Origin of the sequence: Leucobacter aridicollis (assembly GCF_024399335.1) — a bacterium.
Lineage (GTDB): Bacteria > Actinomycetota > Actinomycetes > Actinomycetales > Microbacteriaceae > Leucobacter > Leucobacter aridicollis_A.
Window position 1 is genome coordinate 3,146,956 of sequence record NZ_CP075339.1, and the last position, 25,895, is coordinate 3,172,850.

At 64.9% G+C, this 25,895-nt stretch carries 30 protein-coding genes; 13 read left to right on the plus strand and 17 right to left on the minus strand.

The features are described from left to right. Nucleotides 1-83: 83 nt before the first annotated feature. Nucleotides 84-374, minus strand: a complete 291-nt coding sequence (locus tag KI794_RS14115) for a glutaredoxin family protein (protein ID WP_119282745.1) — start codon at nucleotides 372-374, stop codon at nucleotides 84-86. Between the two features lie 91 nt (nucleotides 375-465). Between KI794_RS14115 and KI794_RS14120 the strand changes: the two genes are divergently transcribed. Further along, nucleotides 466-1,059 carry a hypothetical protein gene (locus KI794_RS14120; protein WP_255808467.1) on the plus strand — a complete coding sequence of 198 codons (594 nt, stop codon included), beginning with the start codon at nucleotides 466-468 and terminating at the stop codon, nucleotides 1,057-1,059. A 68-nt stretch (nucleotides 1,060-1,127) separates the two neighbouring features. Here the strand turns inward: KI794_RS14120 and KI794_RS14125 are convergent, their stop codons facing one another. Beyond that, complete coding sequence (locus KI794_RS14125) at nucleotides 1,128-1,226, minus strand: 30S ribosomal protein bS22 (protein ID WP_005504750.1); 99 nt, start codon at nucleotides 1,224-1,226, stop codon at nucleotides 1,128-1,130. A 100-nt stretch (nucleotides 1,227-1,326) separates the two neighbouring features. Next, complete coding sequence (locus KI794_RS14130) at nucleotides 1,327-1,791, minus strand: ArsR/SmtB family transcription factor (protein ID WP_119282743.1); 465 nt, start codon at nucleotides 1,789-1,791, stop codon at nucleotides 1,327-1,329. 141 nt (nucleotides 1,792-1,932) lie between these two features. On the opposite strand from KI794_RS14130, the gene KI794_RS14135 reads away from it, so the two are divergent. After that, nucleotides 1,933-3,300: a TrkH family potassium uptake protein gene (locus KI794_RS14135; RefSeq protein WP_255808468.1), complete on the plus strand. Its 1,368-nt coding sequence runs from the start codon at nucleotides 1,933-1,935 to the stop codon at nucleotides 3,298-3,300. Further along, on the plus strand, nucleotides 3,293-3,958 hold the full coding sequence (locus KI794_RS14140) for a potassium channel family protein (protein ID WP_119282741.1): 666 nt from the start codon (nucleotides 3,293-3,295) through the stop codon (nucleotides 3,956-3,958). Before KI794_RS14135 ends, KI794_RS14140 begins: the two co-directional genes overlap by 8 nt. Before the next feature lie 224 nt (nucleotides 3,959-4,182). On the opposite strand, the gene proC is transcribed toward KI794_RS14140, so the two are convergent. Beyond that, the gene (gene proC, locus KI794_RS14145; RefSeq protein WP_255808469.1) at nucleotides 4,183-5,034 is read right to left on the minus strand and encodes a pyrroline-5-carboxylate reductase; all 852 of its coding nucleotides are present in this window, start codon (nucleotides 5,032-5,034) and stop codon (nucleotides 4,183-4,185) included. A gap of 206 nt (nucleotides 5,035-5,240) precedes the next feature. Between proC and KI794_RS14150 the strand changes: the two genes are divergently transcribed. From KI794_RS14150 to KI794_RS14175, 6 genes are all read left to right on the plus strand, one after another. Then, complete coding sequence (locus KI794_RS14150) at nucleotides 5,241-6,203, plus strand: cation diffusion facilitator family transporter (RefSeq protein ID WP_119282740.1); 963 nt, start codon at nucleotides 5,241-5,243, stop codon at nucleotides 6,201-6,203. Between the two features lie 4 nt (nucleotides 6,204-6,207). After that, the gene (locus KI794_RS14155) at nucleotides 6,208-6,477 is read left to right on the plus strand and encodes a DUF4031 domain-containing protein (RefSeq protein ID WP_119282739.1); all 270 of its coding nucleotides are present in this window, start codon (nucleotides 6,208-6,210) and stop codon (nucleotides 6,475-6,477) included. Between the two features lie 181 nt (nucleotides 6,478-6,658). Continuing rightward, on the plus strand, nucleotides 6,659-7,801 hold the full coding sequence (locus tag KI794_RS14160) for an ABC transporter substrate-binding protein (protein ID WP_255808470.1): 1,143 nt from the start codon (nucleotides 6,659-6,661) through the stop codon (nucleotides 7,799-7,801). Between the two features lie 61 nt (nucleotides 7,802-7,862). Continuing rightward, nucleotides 7,863-8,708 (plus strand): ABC transporter permease, encoded by an 846-nt coding sequence (locus KI794_RS14165; RefSeq protein WP_255808471.1) that lies wholly within the window; start codon nucleotides 7,863-7,865, stop codon nucleotides 8,706-8,708. Next, nucleotides 8,705-9,583: an ABC transporter permease gene (locus KI794_RS14170; RefSeq protein ID WP_255808472.1), complete on the plus strand. Its 879-nt coding sequence runs from the start codon at nucleotides 8,705-8,707 to the stop codon at nucleotides 9,581-9,583. The genes KI794_RS14165 and KI794_RS14170 overlap by 4 nt, the downstream gene beginning before the upstream one ends. Continuing rightward, nucleotides 9,573-10,679 (plus strand): ABC transporter ATP-binding protein, encoded by a 1,107-nt coding sequence (locus KI794_RS14175; RefSeq protein WP_255808473.1) that lies wholly within the window; start codon nucleotides 9,573-9,575, stop codon nucleotides 10,677-10,679. The genes KI794_RS14170 and KI794_RS14175 overlap by 11 nt, the downstream gene beginning before the upstream one ends. Nucleotides 10,680-10,791: 112 nt before the next feature. On the opposite strand, the gene KI794_RS14180 is transcribed toward KI794_RS14175, so the two are convergent. Next, the gene (locus tag KI794_RS14180) at nucleotides 10,792-11,265 is read right to left on the minus strand and encodes a nucleoside deaminase (protein ID WP_391504215.1); all 474 of its coding nucleotides are present in this window, start codon (nucleotides 11,263-11,265) and stop codon (nucleotides 10,792-10,794) included. Nucleotides 11,266-11,282: 17 nt separating this feature from the next. Here KI794_RS14180 and upp point away from each other — a divergent pair, with 17 nt between their 5' ends. Next, nucleotides 11,283-11,918, plus strand: a complete 636-nt coding sequence (upp, locus tag KI794_RS14185; RefSeq protein WP_119282733.1) for a uracil phosphoribosyltransferase — start codon at nucleotides 11,283-11,285, stop codon at nucleotides 11,916-11,918. 100 nt (nucleotides 11,919-12,018) lie between these two features. On the opposite strand, the gene KI794_RS14190 is transcribed toward upp, so the two are convergent. The 4 genes from KI794_RS14190 to KI794_RS14205 all read right to left on the minus strand — a co-directional run bounded on the left by KI794_RS14190 (nucleotide 12,019) and on the right by KI794_RS14205 (nucleotide 17,135). Then, nucleotides 12,019-12,972, minus strand: coding sequence for an aldo/keto reductase (locus KI794_RS14190; RefSeq protein WP_119282732.1), 954 nt, complete (start codon nucleotides 12,970-12,972; stop codon nucleotides 12,019-12,021). Between the two features lie 43 nt (nucleotides 12,973-13,015). Beyond that, nucleotides 13,016-13,933 (minus strand): glycerophosphodiester phosphodiesterase, encoded by a 918-nt coding sequence (locus tag KI794_RS14195; RefSeq protein WP_119282871.1) that lies wholly within the window; start codon nucleotides 13,931-13,933, stop codon nucleotides 13,016-13,018. 174 nt (nucleotides 13,934-14,107) lie between these two features. Next, nucleotides 14,108-16,282, minus strand: a complete 2,175-nt coding sequence (locus KI794_RS14200; RefSeq protein ID WP_255808474.1) for an ATP-dependent Clp protease ATP-binding subunit — start codon at nucleotides 16,280-16,282, stop codon at nucleotides 14,108-14,110. A gap of 127 nt (nucleotides 16,283-16,409) precedes the next feature. After that, nucleotides 16,410-17,135 (minus strand): AAA family ATPase, encoded by a 726-nt coding sequence (locus KI794_RS14205; RefSeq protein WP_255808475.1) that lies wholly within the window; start codon nucleotides 17,133-17,135, stop codon nucleotides 16,410-16,412. A gap of 220 nt (nucleotides 17,136-17,355) precedes the next feature. Here KI794_RS14205 and KI794_RS14210 point away from each other — a divergent pair, with 220 nt between their 5' ends. Further along, nucleotides 17,356-18,399 (plus strand): threonine aldolase family protein, encoded by a 1,044-nt coding sequence (locus tag KI794_RS14210; RefSeq protein ID WP_119282729.1) that lies wholly within the window; start codon nucleotides 17,356-17,358, stop codon nucleotides 18,397-18,399. 57 nt (nucleotides 18,400-18,456) lie between these two features. Here the strand turns inward: KI794_RS14210 and KI794_RS14215 are convergent, their stop codons facing one another. Next, entirely contained in the window at nucleotides 18,457-19,068 is a 612-nt protein-coding gene (locus KI794_RS14215; RefSeq protein ID WP_119282728.1) for a LysE/ArgO family amino acid transporter, read from the minus strand. A gap of 91 nt (nucleotides 19,069-19,159) precedes the next feature. Here KI794_RS14215 and KI794_RS14220 point away from each other — a divergent pair, with 91 nt between their 5' ends. Both KI794_RS14220 and KI794_RS14225 read left to right on the plus strand, forming a co-directional pair. Next, nucleotides 19,160-20,065, plus strand: coding sequence for a LysR family transcriptional regulator ArgP (locus KI794_RS14220; RefSeq protein ID WP_119282727.1), 906 nt, complete (start codon nucleotides 19,160-19,162; stop codon nucleotides 20,063-20,065). A 65-nt stretch (nucleotides 20,066-20,130) separates the two neighbouring features. Beyond that, nucleotides 20,131-20,706, plus strand: coding sequence for a nitroreductase family protein (locus tag KI794_RS14225; protein WP_119282726.1), 576 nt, complete (start codon nucleotides 20,131-20,133; stop codon nucleotides 20,704-20,706). Nucleotides 20,707-20,748: 42 nt separating this feature from the next. Here KI794_RS14225 and KI794_RS14230 read toward each other — a convergent pair whose 3' ends face one another. From KI794_RS14230 to KI794_RS14260, 7 genes are all read right to left on the minus strand, one after another. Then, nucleotides 20,749-21,168 carry a hypothetical protein gene (locus KI794_RS14230; protein ID WP_119282725.1) on the minus strand — a complete coding sequence of 140 codons (420 nt, stop codon included), beginning with the start codon at nucleotides 21,166-21,168 and terminating at the stop codon, nucleotides 20,749-20,751. Between the two features lie 2 nt (nucleotides 21,169-21,170). Next, nucleotides 21,171-21,953 carry a uroporphyrinogen-III synthase gene (locus KI794_RS14235; RefSeq protein WP_119282724.1) on the minus strand — a complete coding sequence of 261 codons (783 nt, stop codon included), beginning with the start codon at nucleotides 21,951-21,953 and terminating at the stop codon, nucleotides 21,171-21,173. A 203-nt stretch (nucleotides 21,954-22,156) separates the two neighbouring features. After that, nucleotides 22,157-22,423: a DUF3618 domain-containing protein gene (locus KI794_RS14240; RefSeq protein WP_119282723.1), complete on the minus strand. Its 267-nt coding sequence runs from the start codon at nucleotides 22,421-22,423 to the stop codon at nucleotides 22,157-22,159. Continuing rightward, entirely contained in the window at nucleotides 22,420-22,881 is a 462-nt protein-coding gene (locus KI794_RS14245; protein ID WP_119282722.1) for a phage holin family protein, read from the minus strand. Before KI794_RS14245 ends, KI794_RS14240 begins: the two co-directional genes overlap by 4 nt. Then, a complete protein-coding gene (locus KI794_RS14250; RefSeq protein ID WP_162921139.1) occupies nucleotides 22,878-23,183 on the minus strand; it encodes a YtxH domain-containing protein in 306 nt (101 codons plus the stop codon). Before KI794_RS14250 ends, KI794_RS14245 begins: the two co-directional genes overlap by 4 nt. Before the next feature lie 112 nt (nucleotides 23,184-23,295). Further along, on the minus strand, nucleotides 23,296-24,672 hold the full coding sequence (locus KI794_RS14255; protein WP_255808476.1) for a hypothetical protein: 1,377 nt from the start codon (nucleotides 24,670-24,672) through the stop codon (nucleotides 23,296-23,298). Next, the gene (locus KI794_RS14260; protein ID WP_255808477.1) at nucleotides 24,669-25,895 is read right to left on the minus strand and encodes a CPBP family intramembrane glutamic endopeptidase; all 1,227 of its coding nucleotides are present in this window, start codon (nucleotides 25,893-25,895) and stop codon (nucleotides 24,669-24,671) included. Before KI794_RS14260 ends, KI794_RS14255 begins: the two co-directional genes overlap by 4 nt.

Below are 25,895 nucleotides of genomic sequence, written 5' to 3' on the forward strand. Positions count from 1 at the left end.
GGGTCTCCTTCAATCAGTGGGGGGCGCGCGACCCGAGTGGTCGAGCGCGACATGTGGTGCTGGGCTAGGGTGCGCCCGGCCGGTCAGCGCCGCCAGAACAGTTTCTTGTTCCCGGCGGCACGCCTGACCGCAGTCTCGAACTTCTCAGCGTCAACGTGCCAGATCGCGTGGCGCCTGTCGCCGATGCGTACCACGGGGATGTCTTCCGAGTGCAGGCGCGCCAACTCGGCGTCCTCAAGAATGTTCAGTTCTGCAAGCTCGGTGGCGACGCCGTCAGCAGCAAGCTCGGTGCGCACCCGCTCGACGACGTCCCGTGCGTCGTCACAGAGGTGACAGCCTGGCTTACCGATGAGGGTGATGCGAACTGGTTCCACGCTGCAAGTCTAGGCCGAGGAGCCGGGCCCCGTCGTCGCGCTCCACTCCAGGGCTCGCATCGGCACGACCGTGTTGGCTAGCCTGGGTGACATGCGCAGACCTATCCAGCTCTCCGTGACCGCGGCCGCGCTCGTGCTCCTCACCGGCTGCGGTGCCGCAGTCGGCGCAGGCGGAACTCCCGGCACTGACTCTGGCACCCCAGCAGGCCCAGGCCCGTCTGAGCCGCCCGAGCCGCAGTTCAGCTTCGAGCACGTATCGTCGTGCTCCCAGGTTGAGGCCGCGGTTCAGCCTTACATCGAAGGACTCGTCCCCAACGAGGCAAACGTCGTTGATGAATGGGGCGTCAGCTGTTCATGGGAGACGGCCGATGGCGAACTCGACCCAGCGAACATTAGATCGGTATCCGTGCAACTCGCGCCCGTTGAACGTGACGCAGAAGCGCCGGACCCGAGCCTGGTCGCACAGACCGAGGGAGGCGTCGTGATCGACGACACCTGGGTCACTTCGACAGGGGGCGTCGCCTTTTCGCTCACGCTCGGCACCGCGGTCGCCGGGGCCACCGCAACAACCGTGTGGGTGCCTGGTGTCGAGGCGACTATCGGCGGCGGCACATGGGATGGCTACCCGGCGCTGGACGGCCCAGCGGCGGTCGAGGTCGTGCGTGGGTTGATCACGCAGACCTGAGAAGCCGCCCGCGACGAAACAGCGGCCGGCAACGAAGTAATTCGTTGCCGGCCGCTGTTCAGTAGAAACTACTTCTTGTTGCGACGCTGGTGGCGAGTCTTCCGAAGCAGTTTGCGGTGCTTCTTCTTGGACATACGCTTGCGGCGCTTCTTGATTACTGAACCCATCAGTTACCTCACGTCTCTCGGGCCGTACGGGGCCTAACCGTAACGTGGCCCACAAGATCAACAGTCTACAACGCCAAGCTCGCTCGCGCGAACTGGCAGGTTACTCTCGCAGCTTAAACCGCGCGACGAGCTCCTTCACTCGGTGCTCGGCGACAGCCGCCGCGCGCCCGATGCGCTCCGCCGCGCTCGCCGCCTCCTCTGGCAGCACAGGCTCGTCGTCTTGCAGCCCGGCGGGACCCGTGAGCGAAGAACCATTGCCATCGAGGTACTCGACGGTTACCTCAGTCTCGAATCCGGCCGACAGGAACGGGATCACGAAGTCCTCGACCATTTCGAGCGGTTCGGCATTCAGCGAGTAGAACCGGTGCTGCCCCTCCTCGCGAACCGTGACGAGTTCGGCGTCGCGGAGCACCTTCAGGTGCTTCGAAACTGTAGGCTGGCTGATCTCAAGCTGGTTGACAATCTCGGAGACGCTCATCTCGGCATCGTCGACATGACGATCGAGCAGCACCTGCAAGATGTCACGTCTGGTCGCGTCTGCGATCACTCCGAAAATGTCTGGCATAGACACCAGGGTATCCCGACCAGTGTGTAGCATGACAACATTGACCCCAACCGTTCGCTGAAAGAAGGAGAAGTGAGCTCAAGCGCACTGACGAACAGGGCTCCCTTTCAGGGGAATAGGCCGTCGTGGTTTCATGCGCTCGTGCACACCACCCCTGCCCGGTTCGCGATCCTCGTCTTTACGAGCCTCGTAGCTATCTGGACGGCGCTGCTCGCACTCCCTATCTCAAGCGCGTCAGGCGAACTCACACCGCTCGCTGATGCGCTGTTCACCGCGGTATCTGCGATCTGCGTCACGGGCCTTTCTACGATTGACATGGCGACGCACTGGTCACTCTTCGGCGAGATCGTCATTCTGCTCGGCATTCAGATCGGCGGCGTCGGCGTTCTCACCATCGCAAGCCTGCTCGGCCTGACTGTCACCCGCCGACTCGGTCTGCGGCAGCGGCTCCTCGTCGCGAGCGACACGAACCCGAACCGCACTGCTCGCGGCGCCTCCGAGAGCCAGGCAGTTGGTCTCGGCGATATCGGCGGGCTCCTCTCGGCTGTCGCAATCAGCCTCCTCGTGATCGAGGCCGGTCTGACGCTGCTCATCACCCCCAGGCTGATGGCCGACGGCATGGACCTCTGGCATGCGCTGTGGAACGGGTTCTACCTCGCTGCCTCCGCCTTCACGAACACGGGCTTCGTCCCACTCGCGGGTGGGCTCGAGCCGTACCTTGGCGACTACTACCTACTCACAGTGCTCGCGCTCGGCGTCTTCCTCGGCAGCATCGGCTTCCCAGTGATCTTCGCGCTGTACAGGTATGTGGTGAAGGGGTCAGAGAAGCGCCGCCACATCGGCCTGCACGCGAAGCTCACGCTCGCGACAACACTCGTGTTCGTCATTCTTGGCTGGCTGCTCATCACCTCGCTCGAGTGGAATAACCCGGCGACGCTCGGCGCTGAGCCAGTCGGCCGCACCCTGTACGACGCGTGGTACATGTCGATCATGACGCGGTCGGGCGGCCTCGGCATCATCGACCCCATGGAGATGAACGGCTCAACGCGGCTCGTTATCGACATGCTGATGTTCGTCGGGGGCGGCTCCGCCTCGACCGCCGGCGGAATCAAGGTGACCACAATCGCCGTGCTGTTCCTCGCCGCCTACGCGGAGGCCCGCGGCTACCAAGACATGCAGGCGTTTGGCAGGAGGATCCCGACAGAGGTGCTCCGAGTGGCCGTGTCCGTGCTCATCTGGGGCGCGACCATCGTGCTCATTTCGACAACAGCCATCATGCACATCGCAGGCACGACCCTCGACGAGACGCTGTTCGAGGTGATCTCTGCGTTCGGCACGTGTGGGCTGAGCACCGGCCTCTCCGAGGCATTGCCAGACGCCGGCAAGTACGTTCTTGCGGCGACGATGTGGGCGGGCCGTGTCGGCACCGTTACCCTCGCTGCCGCCGTCGCTGCGACAAGCAGGTCGCGGCTCTTCAGGTTCCCAGAGGAAAGGCCGATCGTTGGTTGATATTCGAAGTGATGCGCCCGTCATCGTGATCGGGCTTGGGCGCTTTGGCGCCTCAACTGCTGGCCAGCTCGACAGGCAGGACCGCGAGGTCCTTGTCGTCGACAGCAATGCAGAGCTCGTGCAGAAGTGGTCCGATCGCGTGACCCACGCGGTGCAGGCCGACGCACGATCAATGGAGGCGCTGCAGCAAATCGGCGCCGACGAGTTTCAGATCGCGGTTGTCGCGACCGGCGCCTCAATCGAGTCGAGCGTGCTCATCGCCGCGAACCTCGTCGATCTCGGGGTGCCGCAGATCTGGGCGAAGGCGATTTCGCACTCGCACGGCAAGATTCTCGAGCGCATCGGCGTAAACCACGTCATTTACCCGGAGCGCGAGGCTGGCGAGCGAGTCGCGCACCTGCTCTCGGGGGCGATGCTCGACTTCATCCAGTTCGACGACAACTACGTCATCGCGAAAATGTACCCTCCGCGGTCAGTCCGCGGCCGCACGCTGCGCGAGAGCGGCGTGCGCACCCGGTACAGGGTGACGGTCGTCGGAGTAAAGACCCCGGGCGAGCCATTCACCCACGCGACGCAAGACACCATGATCTCGCGACACGACCTCATTATCGTGTCGGGAACCGCCGCTGACGTCGAGCGATTCGCGACGATCGGTTAGGGGCGCCCACCCGCCCGCACACCACCTGTCATCTGCACAAGAAATGCCAGAACACGACCGGACTGGCATATCGTGTGCAGATCCCACAGGAACCGGCGAACAACACGACGGAGGTCGGGCCTGAGGTCGGGTCGGAGGTCGGGTCGGAGATCGGACCTGAGGTCGGGCCGGAGGCAGCGGGAGACAGCGCCGGCGACACAGCCGGCGCCCACCCGCCTGACCCGCTACTCGCCCCGCTGCAGCTCCTCCGAGCGGCGAACGTTTGCGGCGAGCGCCCTGTCGAACAGTTCGCCCCAGTTCGCGTCCTGCAGCACGAACACTGCTTGCTCAGTCGTTCCCTTCGGGCTCGTCACGTTGCGGCGCAGCTGTGCGGGATCCTCACCGCTCTGCACGAGAAGCTCGGCCGCGCCCGACACTGTTCCGTTCACGAGTACTCGCGCCTGCTCGGGGGTGAATCCGCGACGGATTGCCGCCGCCGTCATCTCCTCGACGTACAGGAAGACGTAGGCGGGTCCAGATCCCGACACCGCAGCGACATCGTTGATCTGATCCTCGCGCACGACAATCACGTCGCCGACAGTCTCGAACAACTGCCTGACGGTCTCGACGGCCTCATCCGACGCTGATTCTCCTCCGGCGACGCCGGTGACGCCTCGTCCGAGGTGCGAGGGAGTGTTCGGCATCGCACGCACGACCTGCGCGCCTGGAAGCTCTGCCTCTATCTGTTCGCATGACACCCCGGCAGCGACGCTCACCACGATTGTTCCTGGAGCGATCTCGGAGGCGATGTCTTTCGCAACGCCCGCGATCATCCAGGGCTTGACCGCGAGCATCACGAGCTCGGCGTCTCGCACTGCAATCCGGTTCGCGTCAGCGTCTGTCTCAGCCGCGTATGCAACCACGTCGGCGGCGCCATCGAACTCGGAGGCACTCGCCGCCGAGTTCGTTGTCACGGTGATGGGAAGCTCGATGTCCACGTCGGGATTGCGGAGGCCCGAAAGGATCGCTCCGCCCATCGAGCCGACTCCGATCATTGCTGTGCGGGGAAGCGTTGCGGTCTCTGGCTGCGTCGTCATATGTCCAGTCTGCCCGACATCACGCTCCGCTTGTTCAGCGAGTCTCAAGAAATCGCACGCACGCCGATCTCATTGGCCGCTGACAGGTGGCGAATGAAGTACTGAAGATCGAGGGCAACGTTCCTGGGGCTTGCCGAGTGACTCCTGGCAAAGCATGTGGCTCCGCATACACTTGAGGCCGAAGGGCATTCAACCCAGGAGGCACAATGAGCAGTGAAGGTGGCAAGCGCGCGATCATCGCGGCGCTCCTCGCGAATGTTGGTATCGCCATTACGAAGTTCATCGCGTGGGCGCTTTCGGGCTCATCGGCGATGCTCGCGGAGGGCGTGCACTCGCTCGCCGACTCAGGCAACCAGCTCCTTCTCCTCATCGGCGGCCGCAAGGCGAAGCGCGCGCCCGACCGCGAGCACCCGTTCGGGTACGGCCGCGAGCGCTACGTCTACGCCTTCATCGTCGCTGTCGTGCTGTTCTCGGTCGGCGGTCTCTTCTCAATCTGGGAGGGCATCTCAAAGATCAGGGATCCGCACACCCTCGAGATGTGGTGGTTGCCCCTCGCCGTGCTCGCGATCGCGATCGTGCTCGAGAGCCTCTCGCTGCGCACCGCGATCAAGGAGAGCAGGCCGCTGAAGGGCAAGTCGACCTGGCTCTCGTTCATTCGCCGCTCGAAGTCGCCAGAGCTTCCGGTGATCCTGCTCGAGGACTTCGCCGCTCTCACCGGCCTGACGTTCGCTTTCATCGGCGTCGGCCTCACGGTCATCACGGGGAACACATTCTTCGACGCTGCAGCGACGATCCTCATCGGTCTGCTCCTCATCGCGGTCGCCGTCATCATCGGGCTCGAGACCAAGAGCCTGCTCGTCGGCGAAGGCGCAACCGAAGAGGACGTGAAGAAGATCCAACTCGCTCTCGCGGACGCGAAAGAGATCGACAGGATCATCCACATGAAGACCCTGTATCTCGGCCCCGATGAGATCATGGTCGCCGCGAAGGTCTCGCTCCCTGCGAGCACAACGATGTCTGAAGTTTCAGTCATCATCAACATGGCGGAGCGTCGTGTCCGCGAAGCGGTTCCAGCGGCGCGCGTGATCTATATCGAACCCGATGTGTGGCTCGACCCCAATCTGCCGACACCGACGACGAGCTCGATCGTCATGCTGTCCTCCGACTAGCACCATGGTGCTCATTGACGACCCCAGTTGGCCGGCACACGGCACGCTGTGGGCCCACCTCGTGAGCGACGACAATCTCGCAGAACTGCACGCGTTCGCCGCGGCCAACGGTATCCCCAAGCGAGGGTTCGACCACGACCACTACGACGTACCAGTGGAGCGGCACGCCGAGCTCGTTGCTGCCGGCGCCACACACGTCAGCGGGCACGAACTCGTGAGGCGTCTCATCGGTTCGGGCCTCCGGGTGACGATGCGGGAGCGGCGCGGACGCTAGCAACGCCTCGACTACGAGGAGTTTCGAGAACGCTTGCCGACCGTTTACCGAGCGTCAACGAACTCGTGAGCCCGCGTTCGCTGCGCCTTTCTATCGTTGACGCGTCAGATCGGGAAGTTCAGGATCGGGACGGCACACGCGCCGCCCGGGAGCATCCCGCGACGCTAACGAAAGGCTCACTGTGACTTCACGTGTCTTCTACCGCCGCGCCGCGCTCGCTGCCGGCGTTCTCGCGCTCACCGGCAGCCTCGCGGCGTGCTCGACGGGCGCTTCGGCTGAGGGCGGTGACGCGGCCGGTTCAGTCGACGCTGCCACCGCCACAAGCGCAGCCGACTTCGGCGGCATGGACGGGCTCATTGAGGCTGCGAAGGCCGAGGGTGAACTCAACGTCGTCGCGCTGCCGGAGGACTGGGCGAACTACGGCAAGATCATCGCCGGTTTCGAGGAGGCGTACGGGATCACCGTGAATTCCGCCTCGCCCGACGCGTCGAGCGCTGAGGAGATTCAGGCCGCCGAGAACCTCAAGGGTCAGGACACCGCACCCGATGTCTTCGATCTCGGAGCCGCGGTCGCGCTCGCGAACACCGACAAGTTCGCCGCCTACAAGGTCGAGAAGTGGGACGAGATCCCTGCGGAAAACAAGGAAGCTACCGGCCTCTGGGTGAACAACTACTCGGGCATCATGTCGATCGGCTACGACGCGGACAAGCTCTCGGAGCCCAAGAAGCTCGACGACCTGCTCGGGTCAGGGTTCAAGGGTGCGGTCGCGCTCAACGGCGACCCGACGCAGGCGGGTGCGGCGTTTGCCGCGGTGGGATCGATCTCTGCGCTGAACGGCGGGGGCGTCGACGACTTCGGCCCGGGCATCGACTTCGCACAGCAGCTCCGTGACGCTGGCAACTTCCTGACAGTCGACCCGACCCCCGCGACGATCGCCTCCGGCGAGACCCCGGTGGTCTTCGACTGGTCGTTCAATAACATCGCGGCCGCCGACGGCAAGCCGAGCTGGAAAACCACCGTGCTCGACGGCCCCGTCTATGTCTCGTTCTACAACGAGGCGATCAACGCCGACGCACCGCACCCCGCCGCTGCCCGCCTGTGGCAGGAGTGGATCTTCTCGGACGAGGCGCAGGCGCTGTTTCTTGAGGGCAACGCGGTACCTGTCAGGATCGACGCGCTCAAGGAAAGCGGCTCGGTCGACGAGTCACTCATCGAACAGGTGAGCTTCGGAACGAGCTCCGAGGACTGGGTCTCGCCCGATCAGGCGCAGACCGACGCCGCGAACGCGCTGCTCGCCGAGCGCTGGGCCGCGGTCGTCAAGTAGTGCATTGGCCTGTCCGCCGCGCTCGGCACGGCGGACAGGCCCTCGCGTTTCCGCCCTCCTCATGCGCAACTTCCTCGCGGCGCTCGGCCTCCTTCCGTTCGGCGCCTACGTTCTGCTGTTCCTCCTCGTTCCGACGGTCGTCGCCGTCGGATCAGGGTTCGTGTCAGACGGCAACCTCTCCCTCGCGAACCTGCCCGTACTGTTCGCGCCCGAGACCCTGTCAGCCTTCTGGGCGAGCATCTGGCTGAGCGCGGTCACCGCTATCGCCGGCGCCGTCGTTGGCGCGGTCCTCTGCTGGGCGCTCGCAGCGCTCCCCGAGCAGGGCCCCCTGCGGCGCGTCGTCGACTCCGCAAGCTCCGTCCTCGCACAGTTTGGCGGTGTGATGCTCGCCTTCGCCTTCATCGCGACGATCGGGAGCCAGGGCCTCATTACCGTGCTCCTCCGCGACCGGCTCGGAACCGACATCTACGCCGACGGGGTCTGGCTCTACGAGTTGCCGGGCCTCGTGCTCCCGTACCTGTACTTCCAGGTGCCGCTCATGGTCATCACGTTCCTCCCGGCGGTACTCGCGCTCCGCCAAGGCTGGGCTGAGGCCGTCGCGACCCTCGGCGGTCGCGGCGTGAGCTACTGGCTACGTGTCGGGATCCCGATCCTCACCCCCGCGTTCCTCGGCTCGCTGCTGCTGCTCTTCGCGAACGCCTTCTCGTCGTACGCGACGGCCGCGGCCCTCATCAGCCAGGGCTCGCAGATCGTGCCACTGAAGATTCGCGCCGCGCTCATCGGCGAGACTGGCGCCTCGCTCGCGTCGAACGCGGGCGTGCTTGCACTCGGCATGATCGTCATCATGACGATCGTGATGCTCGGCTACGGCCGCCTCATGGCCCGCACGGCGAGTTGGCAGGGATGAGCGCGGGCATCCCCGGGCGCCCCTCGCCCACCGTTGCGCGGCTTGTCGTCGCCGCCATCGGCCTTGTGTTTCTCATCCCGCTTGTCGCGATGCTCGAGTTCACCCTGCGCAACACCGCCGGTGGACACGACCTCTCGCACTGGGCGGCCCTCGTCGATCCTGACAAGGCCCGCGGCTACCGCATGCTCGCGCAGGGGATTCAGAACTCGCTGCTGCTCGCTGTGATCTCGCTCGGGATCGTGCTCGTGCTGTTCTTTCCGACAATCGTGCTCGTGCACCTCAGGTTCCCGCGGCTGCAGCGCGCGCTCGACCTGCTCACAGTGCTGCCGATCGCGATCCCGGCCATCGTGCTCGTCGTCGGCATCGCGCCGATCTACAGGGTCATCGGTCAGGCCGTCGGATCGGGGGTGTGGACGCTCGCCCTCGCCTACGGCGTGCTCGTGCTGCCGTTCGCATACCGGGCAATCGCCTCCGACCTCACCGGGATGGACGCGCGAGTCCGCGCCGAGGCAGCGCGCTCCCTCGGTGCGGGCTGGACGACAGTGCTCGTTCGCGTCATCGCCCCCGGGGTGCGGCGGGGGCTCCTCGCCGCCTCGCTCATCACGATCGCGATCGTGCTCGGGGAGTTCACAGTGTCGTCGCTGCTGAACCGGGTCACCCTGCAGACCGCGCTCCTGCAGATCTCAAAGTCAGACCCCTTCGTCGCGGTGGCGGTCGCACTCATCTCGCTCGTCGGGGCGTTCGTGCTGCTGCTCATCGTGAGCGCGACGGGCGGCCCGCCCCGGCGTCGACGCCCGCGCAGCATCCCCGGTCCCACCCGCGCGCACGCCGCAACGCGTGCGCCCCATCTCAAGGAGTCTGGCCGTGGCCGCTAACCCCACCGCTACCCCGTCACCAGTCCGCCTCGCGGGGGTGACAAAGTCTTACGGCTCGACCACAGTGCTGCACGGTGTCGACCTCGCCCTCGACCCTGGCGAGCTCGTCTGCCTGCTCGGCCCGTCGGGCTGTGGAAAGACGACGGCGCTGCGATGCATCGCCGGGCTCGAGCAGGTCTCGGGCGGACGGATCATGCTCGGCGACGACGACGTGACCAACGTTCCCGTCAGCCGTCGCGACATCGGCATGGTGTTTCAGCAGTACTCCCTGTTCCCGCACCTCTCAGTCGCGCGAAACGTCGAGTTTGGGCTGCGAATGCGGCGCGTCAACCGGGCCGAACGCGCGCGACGCGTTGGGGAAGTCCTCGAGATCGTCGGCCTCGATCATCTCGCCGAGCGGTTTCCGCACGAGCTGTCCGGCGGCCAGCAGCAGCGCGTCGCGCTCGCTCGGGCGCTCGTGACGCGACCACGCGCCTTGCTGCTCGACGAACCGCTCTCGGCCCTCGACGCGAAGGTTCGCGTTCGGCTGCGCGAGCAGATCCGGGCGATCCAGACCGAGCTCGGCATCAGCACCGTCTTCGTCACCCACGATCAGGAGGAAGCGCTCGCGATCTCAGACAGAGTCGCGGTGATGGAGTCGGGCAGGATCGCGCAGCTCGGTTCCCCGGAGGAGCTCTACCGGCGGCCAGCGTCTCCGTTCGTCGCCGACTTCGTTGGCCTCTCGAACCGGGTGACGGGTGTGCTCGACGTACGCCCAGACGGTGCGGTCGTGCGTGTGCAGGGCGCGGTGATCCCTGTGCTCGGGCAGGCGGGTTCGATTCCCGACGCAGGCACTGCAGTGACGGCGTACGTCCGGCCGGAGCACGTGCGGTTGACGGTCACGCGGCCGGGGGCGGACTCCGGTGGTGGTGCCGGTGGTGGTGCCGGTGCTGGCGGCACAGTCGTGTCGAGCGGGTTCCTCGGATCGATCAGGCGCACGGTTGTCGAACTCCACGACGGCACGACGATCGCGGCCCAGCACGGCGCAGACACGGCATACGCTGCGGGTGATCCCGTCTCAGTGTCGTTCGCGGACGAGCCTGTCGCCATCTCGTAGGCCCGCAGCTTTCGACACATCAACTTCGCGAACCCACATCCTCGATATGGGTTTCAAGGTGTGCACTCGAGAGATTGATGTGCTCGGGCGCAGGGGTGGCGCGGCAGCCCCGCTAGCGACGCTCCGAGAAGAACGCCTCGAGGAGGGCAGCGCACTCGTCCGCCCGCACACCGGCAGTAACCTCCGGGACAGGGTGCGGTAGCCTGCCGTCGCGCAGCAGGTCGTACACGCTCCCGACAGCGCCGGCCTTCACGTCCCACGCCCCGAACACGACCCGCGGCACCCGAGCGGCGAGGATGACCCCGGCGCACATCACGCACGGTTCAAGAGTGACGACGAGCGTGCACCCGTCGAGGATCCTGTCGCCGAGCGCGGCGGCCGCGGCACGGATGGCGATCACCTCAGCGTGACCCGTCGGGTCTGTGTTCGCTTCGCGGTCGTTCCGACCTGCCGCGATCACTGTCCCGTCAGGGCCAAGGATCACCGCCCCTACAGGGATCTCCCCCGCCGCTGCGGCCTCGCGAGCTGACTCGAGCGCGCGTTCCATCGCTGCAAGCTCGTCTGGTGATGGAGGGATGGTGGTCACGGCAATAGAATAGGCGTATGCGAGTCTTCGTTGCAGATCATCCACTGATCACACACAAACTGACGGTGCTGCGCGACGCGAAAACGCCGCAGCCCACGTTCCGCCTTCTCGTCGAAGAAATCATGACGCTGCTTGCCTACGAGGCAACCCGTGAGGTGCGCGTCGATCCCCTCGAGATCCAAACCCCTGTCGCCAAGACGACCGGGGTGCGACTCAGCGAGCCGCTCCCGCTCATCGTCCCGATTCTGCGCGCGGGCCTCGGCATGCTCGAGGGCATGGTGAAGCTCGTGCCGACGGCAGAGGTCGGGTTCCTTGGCATGGTCCGCGACGAGCAGACCCTTGAGCCGACGACCTACGCCGAGCGCCTGCCCGACTCGCTCGCTGGCCGCCAGTGCTTCGTGCTCGACCCGATGCTCGCGACAGGCGGCTCGCTCGCCGCAGCGATTGACTTCTTGTTCGCGCGCGGCGCCGACGACATCACCGCGATCTGCATCCTGGGAACGCCCGAGGGCGTCGAGGCGATGCGCAAGGCCGCGGGCGACCGCAACGTCACACTCGTGCTTGGCGCGCTCGACGAGGGTCTCGACGAGAACGCGTACATCGTTCCGGGTCTCGGCGACGCGGGTGACCGTCTCTACGGCACCGCAGAATAGCACCGGGCCAGCCCCGGTAGGTTTCCGAACCAAGCGAAGAGCCGCCAGCACCCCACTCGGGTGCTGGCGGCTCTTCGCGTTCAGGGGGCGGGAGACGCCTCTACGCAGCGGCTGCGCTCAGCGCGCGCAGATCCTCATCGCTCAGTTCGAGGTTCATCGACGCGAGGAGCGCGGCCAACTGACCCGTTGTGCGGGCGCTCGCGATCGGCCCTCCAACCGTCGGCTGCTGCCGCAACCATGCGAGCGACACACTCGCGACTTCAACGCCTTCGCGCTCCGCAATCGCGTCGAGCGCCTGGAGCACACTGCGCCCGCGGTCGTCGAGATAGCCGACGGCCTGCCCCGCACGGGGGCTCGCCCCTGCCTGCTCAGCGGCGGCGGCGTCCCTATACTTGCCCGCAAGAAACCCTTTGGCGAGCCCGAAGTACGGGAACACTGTGAGATTCTCGTCCGTTGCAACGTCGCGGAGCCCGTTCCTCTCGAAGTCGCGCTCAAGCAGGTTGTAGTGCGGCTGCAACGCGACGGGAAGGTGATAGCCACCAGCCCTGGCAATCTCGAACCACTCGGTGACGCGCTCGGCTGTGTAGTTCGAGACACCGATCGCGCGCACCTTGCCAGCGTCAACGAGCTCTGAAAACGCGGCGACGGTTTCTTCGAGCGGCGTGTCGGCGTCGTCAAAATGAGCGTAGTAGAGATCGATCATGTCTGTCCGTAGGCGAGCAAGCGACGCGTCTGCCGCCGCTCGAACGTTCGCGGCCGCGAGACCTGAGAACTCTGGATGCGTCGAGACCTTCGTTGCGATGGTCACGCGGTCACGGGTGCCGCGAGCCTGCAGCCACTCCCCGATGAGCGTCTCCGACTCGCCACCAGTGTTCCCGGGAACCCAGGCGGAGTAGCCGTCAGCCGTGTCAATGAAGTCTCCGCCACCCCGTACGAAGCCGTCGAGCACCTCGAACGACGCGTCGCGGTCTGCCGTCCAGCCGAACACATTCGCACCGAGGGCGAGCGGCGCGACCTCGAGTGCCGATTGACCGATGGGGACTCTCGTAACCATGTTGCTCCTTCGTCAGTGGCGCATGTGTGCACCCTCTGTGACGCTACACCGTTTCGCTCTGAGAGCGCCGCCAGCTGTCGAGCGCGACCGGGTCGTCGGTGATCATCAGGTCGATCCCGTGCGAGCGCGCCTGTTTCCACTGTTTCGCGGTATTGAGCGTGTACACCATGGTTCCGATCCCGAGCACTCGGGCTTCATCAACGAGCCCGAAGTCGGCTTCGAACACGCTCACGCGAGCGCCGATCGCCGAGATATTCAGAGACGCAGCGAGGTCGAGCGTCGGCCGATCCCATTCCCGGGTGAGCATCACCCGGGCGTAGTCAGGTGCAAGCGCGGCGAGGCGCTCGAGATTATCAACCTCGAACGACTCAAAAGCGACTCTATTCATCAGGTATCGAGCGTCGAGCATCGCCACCGCCCCAGCAACCTGCTCGTCGTTCCACGTTCCCTTCAATTCGATGAGGGCACGACTGTTCGTTGGAGCGAGCTCGTCGAGGAACGCCTCGAGCGTTGGTACCCGTTCGCCAGCAAATGCGCCGTCAAACCAAGATCCGGCGTCGAGTCCCTGGATCTGTGCCAGTGTGAGGTTCGCGACGGCTCCGGTGCCCGTCGTTGTCCTGTCAACCGTCGGGTCGTGCATGAGCACCGGGACGCCGTCAGCCGTGAGGTGCAAGTCGGCTTCGACAAAGTCGACGCCCTGCTCAAACGCGATCCGCATCGCCGCTAGCGTGTTCTCTGGCGCGAGTGCTGCCGCGCCACGGTGCGAGATGATCCCGAAGTCTTCCACCCTGCTGAGCGCGCCGTGGAGCTGCAGCACGCTGGCGCTCGCCGCATATGGGTTGGTTCCTAGGCCGGTGACGAGCATCACGACGAAGACGGCGGCGAGCAGCGCCGTCCGCGCCCCGCGCCGGCTGACGGGCCCTGTCTGTGCTGAGATCAGGCCGCCCGAAGTGCTAAACATGCGATACAAGTGGGGCTCCTGTCTCCGCGCTGCGTTGCGCGTGCCACTCACCCTATCGAATCCCGTTACCGTTTTGTGATTTTTCACTCGCGGTTGTCGCGCCGACCTCCCCCAGACGACGCAGAGCAAGAGGCCTGCCACAACTTCGCGTTGTGACAGGCCTCTGACTGACTGCTACGCCGCCGTGCCTGGCAGCAGCTCGAGACCCTCGCCGCCCGGTGCGACGTCAATCCTTGCGACATCGCCATCGCGGATCTCCCCGCCCAGAATCCCCCGAGCGAGCCGATCGTCGATTTCACGCTGCACGAGCCGCCGGAGCGGGCGCGCACCGTAGATCGGGTCGTAACCACGCTCCGCAAGCCAAGCTCGGGCGTCGGGAGTGACCGCGAGCGTGAGGCGGCGCTCAGCGAGCCTCGCCTGCAACCTGTCGATGGTGATCTCGACGATCTGCCCCAACGCGTCGACGGAGAGCGGATGGAAGATCACCATCTCGTCGAGTCTATTGACGAACTCTGGCTTGAACGCACGTCGCACCGTCTCCTGCACGGCCGCAACCTTCTCGGTCCAGGCCATGTCTGGATCAACAAGGTACTGGCTCCCCAGGTTCGAAGTGAGAATAAGGATCGTGTTGCGGAAGTCAACCGTGCGCCCCTGTCCGTCAGTGAGGCGGCCGTCATCGAGCACCTGCAAGAGCACGTCGAAGACCTCGGGGTGTGCCTTCTCAACCTCGTCGAGGAGCACCACGGAGTAGGGGCGCCGCCTGACGGCCTCGGTAAGCTGACCCCCCTGCTCGTAGCCAACGTAGCCTGGAGGGGCACCGACGAGGCGGGACACCGAATGCTTCTCGCCGTACTCGCTCATGTCGATGCGCACCATCGCGTGCTCATCGTCAAACAGGAACTCGGCAAGAGCCTTCGCAAGCTCAGTCTTGCCGACGCCAGTTGGTCCAAGGAACAAGAACGAGCCCGTTGGGCGGTTGGGGTCGGCGATGCCCGCACGCGTCCTGCGGACAGCGTCAGCGACGGCCCGCGAGGCCTCCTCCTGGCCGACGACCCGCTTCGAGAGTTCGTGCTCGAGCGCGAGCAGTTTCTCGGTCTCGCCCTGCATCAGACGCCCGACGGGGATACCGGTCCAGGCCGCGACAACTCCGGCGATGTCCTCGTCAGTCACCTGCTCGTTCACCATGCGCGGCTCACCGTCCGGTCCAGACGCCCCCTGCAGCTCCTCGCGCTCCGCTTCAGCAAGCTCCTTCTCAATGACCGGGATCTCGCCGTAGAGGAGCTTCGAGGCGCGCTCAAGGTTGCCCTCACGCTGCGCGCGCTCCGCGTCCATTCGCTTGTGATCGAGCTTCTCGCGGAGCTCACCAACCCGGTTCAGAGTGGCACGCTCGCGCTCCCACCGCGCTTCGAGCCCAGCAAGCTCGTTCTGTTTCTCAGTGAGGTCGGCCCGAAGCTTCGCGAGGCGCTCCTTCGACGCGTCGTCCTTTTCTTTCTTGAGCGCGAGCTCCTCGAGCTTCAGGCGATCAACCGCGCGCCGTAGCTCGTCGATTTCGAGCGGCGCAGAGTCGATTTCCATGCGTAGCCGAGACGCCGCCTCATCGATGAGGTCGATAGCCTTATCGGGCAGCTGTCGCGCTGTGATGTAGCGGTTCGAGAGCGACGCGGCAGCGACGAGGGCCGAGTCGGCGATCGTCACCTTGTGATGCGCCTCGTAGCGCTCCTTCAAACCGCGCAGAATAGCCACAGTGTCTTCGACAGATGGCTCGCCAACGTAGACCTGCTGGAAGCGCCGCTCAAGCGCTGCATCCTTCTCGATGTACTCACGGTACTCATCGAGCGTTGTCGCGCCGATCAGCCGCAGCTCGCCACGCGCCAGCATGGGTTTGAGCATCTGCGACGCTGCGACTGACGACTCCCCGCCACCGGCCCCCATGAGAGTGTGGAGCTCGTCAATGAAGGTGATGATCTGGCCGTTAGACTCCTTGATCTCGGCGAGCACGGCCTTCATGCGCTCCTCAAACTCGCCACGGTACTTCGCGCCAGCGATGAGCGCGGAGATATCGAGCGAGATGAGCTCTTTGCCCTTCAATGACTCGGCCACGTCGCCGGCGACGATGCGCTGGGCGAGCCCCTCGACGACGGCGGTCTTCCCAACGCCTGGTTCGCCAATAAGTACTGGGTTGTTCTTGGTGCGCCTGGTGAGCACCTGGCTGACGCGACGAATCTCACTGTCGCGTCCAATGACAGGGTCAAGCTTCCCTGAGCGCGCCACCTCGGTGAGGTTCACGCCGAACTGCTCGAGCGCGCTTTCCTTGCCTTCGCCTTCGGCTGGCTGCCAATTTGCCTGCATGATGTCCTTTCGTGATGAGCGGCACGACCGGCACCCGCGGCCGGCCAGAAAACCTGAGTCGATATGACTCAAGTTTAATCGCTGTCGCCATTTCACGCCAGTCCATCACCTGAGACTCTGCTGAGCGCTACTCGAGATGCCGCAGGTACCTGTCTGGCGCTGCCATGAACCTGCGCCAGGCGTCGACGATCTCAAGGTCGTCATAGCTCGACCGCCGCATTCCCCACTCACCGAGCTCATAAATGTCTGCCCCCGGCACAGCCGCGAGTACCGGCGAGTGCGTGGACAGAATGACCTGCGACCCGTTCGCCGCAAGCTCACTCATACGCGCAAGCAGCCCGAGCGAGTTCGTGAAGGAGAGCGCCGACTCAGGCTCGTCGAACACCCACAAGCCACGCACGCGCTCACGAGCTCCCAGATACTCAAGAAAGGACTCGCCATGGCTCTGATAGTTGTGGCGACCAAGTGGGCCGCTGTCTGCCGACTCAATCTCATACAGGTACCCAAAATGGCTGTGCATCGTCTCCGCCCGCAGAAACACCCCTTTACGCGATGCCCCAGCGCCTCGCGCAAGCTGCAGGTGAGACTCAAGCGGAGACTCACTCGCGAACGTTGAGTGCCTCGCGTTGTGTGTGCCACCCTCGGGGTTCAGTCCGTACGCCGCGGCGATGGCCTCAACTATTGTCGACTTGCCCGCACCGTTCTCGCCAACAAAGACAGTGATGGGTCCAAACTCAATGCCGACCTCAAGCAGCTGCCGCACCGCCGGGACCTGAGCGAACCACGCCTCACGGTCTGCCGGCGCTTGCGGATGCTCTTCGACCCAGCGCACAGGGAGTGAGTTCAGCGCCAAATGAGCCTCCTTGATATCTCGCGTCGCTCTGACCCTACGGTGCGGGTCGGACATCGGCGAGTGCTCACGGGCTCGGCAGGTCCGACCGCCACGCCTTGTATCTGCAGAAGATCTGTCCGGATCGCCGGGGAGCGGCATACCTACAGCCGATTGCATTCGGTGGGTTCTGCGCGGTTCGCGGAAGCCGGCCTCGACGTCTCCATGGGTTTAGGGTGAAAGGGTGACCGATTCCTTCGCAGCCCACCCACACGCATTCGCCTCAGACAACTGGGCAGGCGTTCACCCCGAGGTCATGGAGGCGATCGCAGCCGCCAACGTCGGACACGCAGTCGCCTACGGCGGGGACCCGTGGACGTCCGAGCTGCAGGGCCACGCCCGCAGGCTGTTCGGTCCGGAGGCCGAGATCTTCCCTGTGTTTAACGGCTCGGGAGCCAACGTCCTCGCACTCCAATCGGCGATCCCACGATGGGGCGCAGTCATCTGCGCCACAACGGCACACGTGAATACCGACGAGACAGGAGCACCCGAGAAGACGGGTGGGCTGAAGCTTCTGCAGGTCGACACCCCTGACGGCAAGCTCACTCCCCAGCTCGTGGATCGCGAGGCCTGGGGGTGGGGGTCGCAGCACCGCGCGCAGCCCCTTGCGGTGACGATCTCACAGACCACAGAGCTTGGCACGAGCTACACGCCTCAAGAGATCCGGGAGCTCGCCGATCACGCCCACGAGCACGGCATGCTGCTGCACATCGACGGCTCCAGGATCGGCGCTGCCGCCGCGCACCTCGGCACGAGCCTCGCCTCGATCTCCAGCGACGCCGGTGCCGACTTGCTCAGCCTCGGTGCGACGAAGAGTGGCGGGCTGGGGGCCGAAGCCGTCGTGCTCCTCCGGCAGGGAACAGGAGCTGGTATCGACTACCTGCGCAAGATCAACCTCCAGCTCGCATCGAAGATGCGCTTCGCTTCGGCCCAGCTCAATGCCCTCTATGGCGGCGACCTGTGGCTCCGGTCGGCAACTCATTCGAACGCGATGGCAGCTCGCCTCGCTGCTGGCATCGAGCAGTCTGCGGCAGCGGGAGTGCGGATCGCGTTCCCGGTCCAGTCAAACGCCGTGTTCGTTGAGCTTCCCGAGGCCGTCGCCGAGCGCGCTCAGCGCCGGTTCACCTTCGGCGCCTGGCCAACACAGCGCGGCCTGTACAGGTTGATGTGTGCGTGGGACACGACCGAGGCAGACGTCGATGAGCTGATCGGGTTGCTCGCGGAATAGCTTGCTGAGCCGCACACCGCGGCAGTGCTCGCGGCGCACAGGGACTTCGAGTCGACGCTAGATCCCACCGAACGCCAACCTCGCAGCAATAACAAGCATGATTGCGGCCACAACACCATCGAGAATCTGCCACGAGCGAGGGGTCGCGAAGAAGCGCGTGAGGGCGCGGGCGCCATAGCCGAGCGTAAAGAACCAGCCGATGCTCGCGACAGCACCACCGAGTGCGAACCACCACTTGCCTGGGTCCCCCTGAGCGTTGCCGATTGACCCCATGAGCACCATAGTGTCGAGGTACACGTGCGGGTTGAGGTAGGTGATCGCGAGGCAGGCGAGCACGACGCTCTTCAGCGACCGCGGCTCTCCTTGGCCGCCCGCAACCAGCACCTCAGGTTTCAGGGATCTCCGCGCCGCAGAATACGCGTACCAGAGCAAGAACGCGACACCGCCCCAGCGAACGATCTCAAGCACGAGCGGGGCCCGCTCGACGACAAGCCCGATTCCCGCGATGCCGAGGGTCTCGAGAAGTGCGTCGGTCAGGCCGCAGATCAGCACGACGGGGAGCACGTGTTCCCGCCGAATACCCTGACGCAGCACGAAGGCATTCTGCGCACCAATCGCCACGATGAGAGAGAGCCCGCTGCCGATACCTGTAAGAAAGGGAAGAATCACGAAGACGACGCTACGGGTCCGCGCAGGCGCCGCGCTAGTTCAGCGGAGTGAAAGATTCTGAAGTTACATAAGCTGTACTTAATATAGGGGTGTGGACCTTCCGATCGAACACCTCCGCACCCTCGCAGCCGTCATCGACGAGGGCTCTCTCGAGGGCGCGGCGCGGGCGCTGCACGTTTCACCCTCAGCGGTGAGCCAACGGGTTCGCAGCATGGAGGAGCGGGTTGGCACCGTCCTGCTCCTACGCACACGACCCGTCACCACGACAGCCGCTGGGGCAACCCTGCTTCGGGCAGCACGCCAGGTCTCCCGGGTCATCGACGACGCAGCTACGGAGCTCGACGAGAGCAGCACCCGAGGGTCGCTCGTCAAGCTCGTCATCAACGCAGATTCGCTCGCGACCTGGTTCGTCCCAGCGCTCGCCAGGGCAGCCGCGGCTACTGGGGCGCGCTTCGAGGTGCTGCGGGCAGACGAAACCGTCTCGACCGAGAAGCTCCGAAGCGGCGAGGTCATGGCTGCGCTCACGTCGACGGCTGAAGCGGTGCCCGGGTGCGTCTCTGAGCTCATCGGCGTCGATAGGTATTACGCGGTCGCTTCGCCCGGGTTCATTGCAGCTCACCTTCCGAACGGCCTCACCAAAGCCGCGCTCGAGCGCGCACCGATGGTGGAGTTCGACAGGCACGACATGTTCCAACAGCGGTTCCTCTCGAACCTCGGTCACGTCGAAATCGCGCCTCCGCGCCACTACGTGCCTTCCTCCGCCGAGTTTGCGACCGCCGTCGAACTCGGTATGGGGTGGGGCATGCTGCCGCGCCTCCAGTGCGCCCCGCAGCTCGCAACGGGAGCGCTCGTTGAGCTCGCACCAGACGAGCCGCTCGACCTCCCGCTGTACTGGCAGCGGTGGAACCTCAGATCGCCCGTCCTCGACGAGCTCTCGGCGATCATTGCCGACGAGGCCAAGCAGGCACTGAACTTCGCGAAGCCGGAATACAGCTAACGCCTTGGGCGTTCATTCAATCTGGCGAGGGAATACCCCCGCGATTCGTTTCACCCAGGAGATTCATGTCTGCGAAGCACGCAACTACAAGCGCACCGATTCTGAGCACCCTCACGGAGCGTTGGAGCCCTCGCGCGTTCGATAGCGACCACTCGCTACCCGAGAACGCACTGTTGAGCGCATTCGAGGCCGCTCGTTGGTCGCCAAGCGCGAACAACTCTCAGCCCTGGCGATTCATCGTTGCTCGCCGCGGCACCGAGTCCTTCGCCAAGATCGAGGCCACCCTCGCAGGGTTCAACTCAGCGTGGGCCGGCGCGGCATCTGCCCTCGTTGTGAACCTTGCTGTTGTCAAGAATGAGGCTGGCGAACCGCAGCGTTGGGCCGAGTACGACCTCGGTCAGGCAGTCGCGCACCTCTCGGTGCAGGCGCACAGCGAAGGTCTCTATGTGCACCAGATGGGTGGCTTTGATGCCGCGAAGATCAGCGAGGTGTTCGGCCTCGGTGACGACCTGCACGCGGTTTCGGTCATGACGATCGGCAAGCTCGGGCTGCCCGAGCAGCTCGCAGAGCCCCTCAAGGAGCGCGAACTCGCGCCGCGTTCGCGCCTAGAGGTCGATGATCTCATCATCGTGAACGACTAACACGCTCACGCCGCTTCACACGGCGCTAGAGGCCGGGGCCACCTACTCGGTGGTCTCCGCCTCGTAGGCCTCGCCGTCGAGCCGCAGCGCCCGCACGAGGTCGGCCGCGTGCACCGTCGAAATTATGACACGCGAGAAGGTATCAAACTCTCCGACCCAGCCACGGTTCTCGTCGGCCCCCTCAGGCACGTCGAGATCGATCACGACTGCCTCGCGTCCCCTCCGGGCAAGCAGAAAATCCCTACCTCCGCGCGTGCGCCAGGTCCCGTACGCCAGGCCGCGTGGAAGTCCCGCGCCGGGCGAGCGGATTCCGCGGATCCACACCCAGGGATCCTCAGTGATCACTGCCGAGCGGATCGCAGCGCGGTCGAGCACGACATCGCGCCTACGCAGAGCAACTGTCTTCTCAGCGGCAGTCAGCCGGATGATGACCCGGTCTGCGTGAACCTCAACCCGAGCCATCGCTAGTCCAGCATGTCGCTGTGGTCGATTGCAGACTCAACGGCTTCGATGATCGCATCGATCTCTGCCTGGCGATCTCCACGAGCGCCCGCGAGTTCAAGCTCCGCAGCGGCAGCGACGGTACTCTCGCCGACGCAGACAACGAGCGTGTCTGCAGGAAGCTGCGGGAACTGCTTGCGCACTTCCTCAGCGATCTTCGCGGAGGCGACGAGGATCGCGTTGATGCGCCCCGAGTCGATATCTTCGCGGATGTGCACCGAAGCCGGGACCCCGATGGTGCGGAATGCGAGAACCTGAGTGACGTCGTGGCCACGCTCGATGAGCCCAGTGGTGAGCACCGGCGTCGCAACGTCTGACCGGAGGGTGAGCACGCGCAACACCTCGCCCGAGTCGATCTCAGTCCATTCCTTCAGCAGCTGAAACGTTGTGTTGTTGTCTTCGTCTGGTGTGAGCGTGACGGGATAACCGGCCTCACGGAAGGCGACGGCAGTTGCCTCTCCAACGATGGCGACTTTCGTCCGCTCATGGAACACCGCACTGTGGTGCTTGAGCACGTCAGCGACCGTCGCACTCGTCGCCGTCATCCAATCAAATTCACCGGCTTCGAGGTCCTTCAGAGCCTCGACAAGCTTGTCTTCTTCGCTCGTATGCGAGAAGTCCACGAGCGGGGCGATAACCGTCTGAGCGCCACGATCACGCAGCGCCTGCGAGACAAGGTCACCCCAGATCCCACCGCGTGGAACAAGCACACGGAGGCCGCCGAGCAGCTTAGCCTGATCCGACATACACCCCACATCACTCGAAACGAACAAGAATCGCGCAATGGCGACTTCTTAAAAACACGACCCCGGCAGAGTCGTGTGTTCACCTATTCTCGCTCTGCGCCGGGCAAGACGCAAAACCGAGGGCCTGATCCAGCCGATTGCAACCGAGCTGTTACGCACGCATTCGCGCGGGCCGGTAACATTCGACCCGCCCCTGGCGGCGGTTACGACCTGAAATTGCGCCCCGCTCGCTTCGCTATCGCCCACACAATAACTCCAGCTGTGGCCGCAACCGCAACAACTCCAGCAACGAATACGAGCGGCCGCTCCCTCCGTTCTTCGCGAACGCGCAGACTGACTCGCTCGGTCGCATCGTCGATGCGCTTTGCGTAGTTCAACCTGTCACTGAGCTGCCCCAGCGTGTCGTAGAGCTCGGCGCGGGCTGCGTCGGCCTCCGCGATGCCGAGTTGCCTGCGTTCCTGCGGATTCATCGCTGGCCTCCCTGGGGATTCGCACCGTAGGCGGTGTCAGTTGTGTGCCCCGGCTTCGCGTCGGCGTTGAAGCGCACGTCGGAGAGCGCCGCCACGTCGTTTCCGACACGATCAAGTGTCTGCTCGGGAACCGGGTTTCCCCGCTGGATGAGCTTGAACCCGGCGAAGAGCGCTGCGGCCGCGAGCAACAACAGCCCGGCTGCCACCACAAGCGCGGCGAGCCACCACGGCCAGACGAGCGCGAGCGCCGCAATCGCCGCAATCACGAGCGCCTGCAGCATGAAGAAGATGAAGAACAGCGCCACAGCAACACCAGCCGCACCGATTCCCGCCTTCTTCGCGGCGCCAATCGCTTCCTGCTTCGCGTTGTTGTACTCAATCTTGGCGAGCGAGACTATCTGCTGCGGCAGGCGCGCAAGGAGCTCAAACGTCCCGGCCTCATCGCGTTTGCGACTCATGCCGGTGTCTCCCCCTGGGCGTCAACTGCGCGGGGCCCCCGCGACTCTGGTGAAGGCGCGTCACGATTTGGCTGGGTAGCCGCGACGAACGCAGACTTCGCTGCGCGCGATGCGGCGGCCTTGACGCTCTGGACTTGGTCATTGACCGAACCCTTCACTGCTGTCACGCCCTGTTGCACGAGCGGCGTCTCCCAGACCGCGATCGCTCCGCGCTTGATCTGCTCGTAGCGGGCGCGACCAGCGCGGGTGCCCAACACGTAACCGACTGCGGCTCCGATAACGAAACCTACTTTGCCTCTCATGCACTGCCTCCCGAGCGTCGTGTCCCCAGCCTACTCTTCACCGCCGGGTCCAAATACATTCCTGTTTCGAGATATACAGCCTACGCTGCGAGCATCTCAAAGACCACAGGCGTTATTCAGCGATACCTGTCAGCTTCCTCCGCAGGTGTACTGCCGCAGGCCTGAGTTCGGAGAGCGCGGCACCAAGTGAGCCTCCGTGGAGGTCCTCGCCTGCGAGGAGCAGAGTTGGATACTCTCGGTTCACTGCCTCGCGCGCCTCGCGACGTGCATCCCGCTCCGCATCAGTAGCGAACGGAGCTGCAAGCGTTGTGTGCGAGACGCTCGCCTCGGGCATCAATTGCACACCAAGCTTCTCGACAGCTTCCGCGATAGGGGGCTGACCGGTGCCACCGAGAGGCTCGGCGGGCCCGGTGAGCCGCAGCACCGATTCCCCCTCAGCGTCGGAGGTCAGTCGGGCTGCCCAGGGGTCGCCGGCAGCCGAAACGATCACCGCCAGGGCGTCCGTTCCCGCAACGACCCCGGATGGGAGCCCCTGAATGCGGGTTTCGGCATATTGACGTGTCGTCGTTGGCCGGGCTTCCGCGAGGAGAGAGTGCAGGGAAGTGCGGGGGGCATCAGTGACGATCTGCTCATCACGTGGCCACGCGACAGCGGCCTCCTGAGCACCGACCGAAGCAGTTGCCTCGACAGCGTCGAGCTCACCGATCACCGCATCGAACCGCTGAGTCGTGCCGCTATCGTCAGTGACGGCCCATCGACCATCTGATTCGCGCACACAGGCCGCCACCTCGCCAGCGAAGTGCTCCGCTCCAAACAGCCGGAGTCGCTCAACAAGGAGTTCCCCGAACCGTGGCCAGCCGCCATGAGGCTCAACGATCTGTTCACGTGAAGTGTGCTCGTCGAACTGGAGTTCGGCAGCGCCGCTCAGCGATCCTGCCCGGGTGAGCGCCTCGTTGAGGCCAGGCTCGACGAGTGCCGGCTCGGACCGGTGCGACTGCACCCCGAACCCCTCAACGACGAATGGCTCCACGAGAATCTCGCGCGCATTGCTCCCGAGACGCGAGTCAACAAGCGCACCGAAGTTGTGCTCCTTGCCGATGGTGAGGACAGGCTTCAGCCTGTCGAGATATGCCCGCAACGCGCCGCCAGTGCCAAGCAGCGCCATGCACGCCTTCGCGAGAGGCACCGGGGGTATTCCCCAGACTGAGCGCGCCGGGCTCGCGGCCCAGCCTCCTCCACGCGTGCGAAGCATCACGTTGGCGGCCTCGATCAGTCGCGGCGCTGCCTCAGGATTCGCTGCTCCATCTGCAGCGAGTGGCGCAGCGACCACGTCGAGCAACGCAGAAACCTCGCCGCCGGCGTGCCGCACCGGGATCTCGGGCAGCCTGACTACCGAGTCGACAATCACTACCGTGACGCCGACCTCGGCGAGGTCGAGCGCGGCGGCAAATGCTGAGATGCCGCCGCCGAGCAAGAGCACCCGACTCACGCGGCGCCCGCCCCACCATTCGCGACCGGCGCCGCGCGCCAGACACGGTCAATCCGCTCGCGACCGTAGCCGCGCTTCTTGAAGATGCGCACGACGAGCCAGGCGAACAGGGCGAGGCCCGCGATCTCGCCGATGACTGATTCGATGCCGCCCGAGCTCTCGACCTGCCCAGTGCTGCCGCTCAGACCCGCCGACATGAAGCCAAACGCCGCAATATTGTTGATGATGTGAATCGCGATGGCGGCCTCGAGGCCGCCAGTCTTCCACGTCAACCAGGCGGCAGTCAGACCCATCAGACCAACTGCCAGTAGGCCCCAGATGTCGTAGATGTGCATCGCAGCGAAGGCGAACGTTGAGAGCCCAATTGCGAGCCACGGCGATCGCATCCATGAACCGAGTACCTGCAGGAAAAGCCCCCTGAAGACGACTTCTTCGGCCGCGGCCTGGAACGGCACAAGAAGCAACACGAGGGCGAACGAGATCAGTGCAGCCGTCGCGTTAAACTCTGGCGCCTCGGCGGCGATAGGCTCAGCCGTCGGGTTGGCGACAAAGCTCTCAATCGCAAGTCCAAACAGGATTCCGACGCCGTTCATCACGATCACGCCGAGTACCGCTGCGGCAGTCGTGCGCCACAGGAGCCCCCACCGGATCCGCCCGGCAACAGACCACACCCTGCCGACGGGCCTGACCCCAAGCGCAAGCATCGCGAGCAGCACAGCCGGGATCATGAGCGCGACGGTGCCGAGGTTCAGCAGGATCGACAGTGGGTGCTGCGTGTCAAGGATCGGCGCGATCTGCATGAAGAGCGCATCGTTCACGTAGTCGGGGTCGAATGCAAGAAGCAGTGGCATCAGCGCGAGCGAGTACGCGATGTTCATCGCGAAGTAGATGCTCGCTGCAAGGACAAGCACGACCAGCGGTTTCCACCAGGCGTAGCGCGGGGCGCCGCGATAGAGCCGGTGGTACTCAAGCGGCTCGGTCTCAACCTCGACAAACTGCGGCTGCTGTTGCGCCCACGCCCACTGTGGGGAGACCGCAGGAGTACCAGCCGGCGGGTACTGCCCCTGTTGCGGGTACTGGGCCTGTTGCGGGTACGGCGCGTATTGAGGGTGCGGCACGTGAACGTCAGGGTGAGTCGGCGCCGGGACTGGCGTCGACTCACCCTGGGGCTCAGCCCCTCCGGTGCTTGGCGTGTGACCGTCGATCGGTGGGGGTTGCGTCAT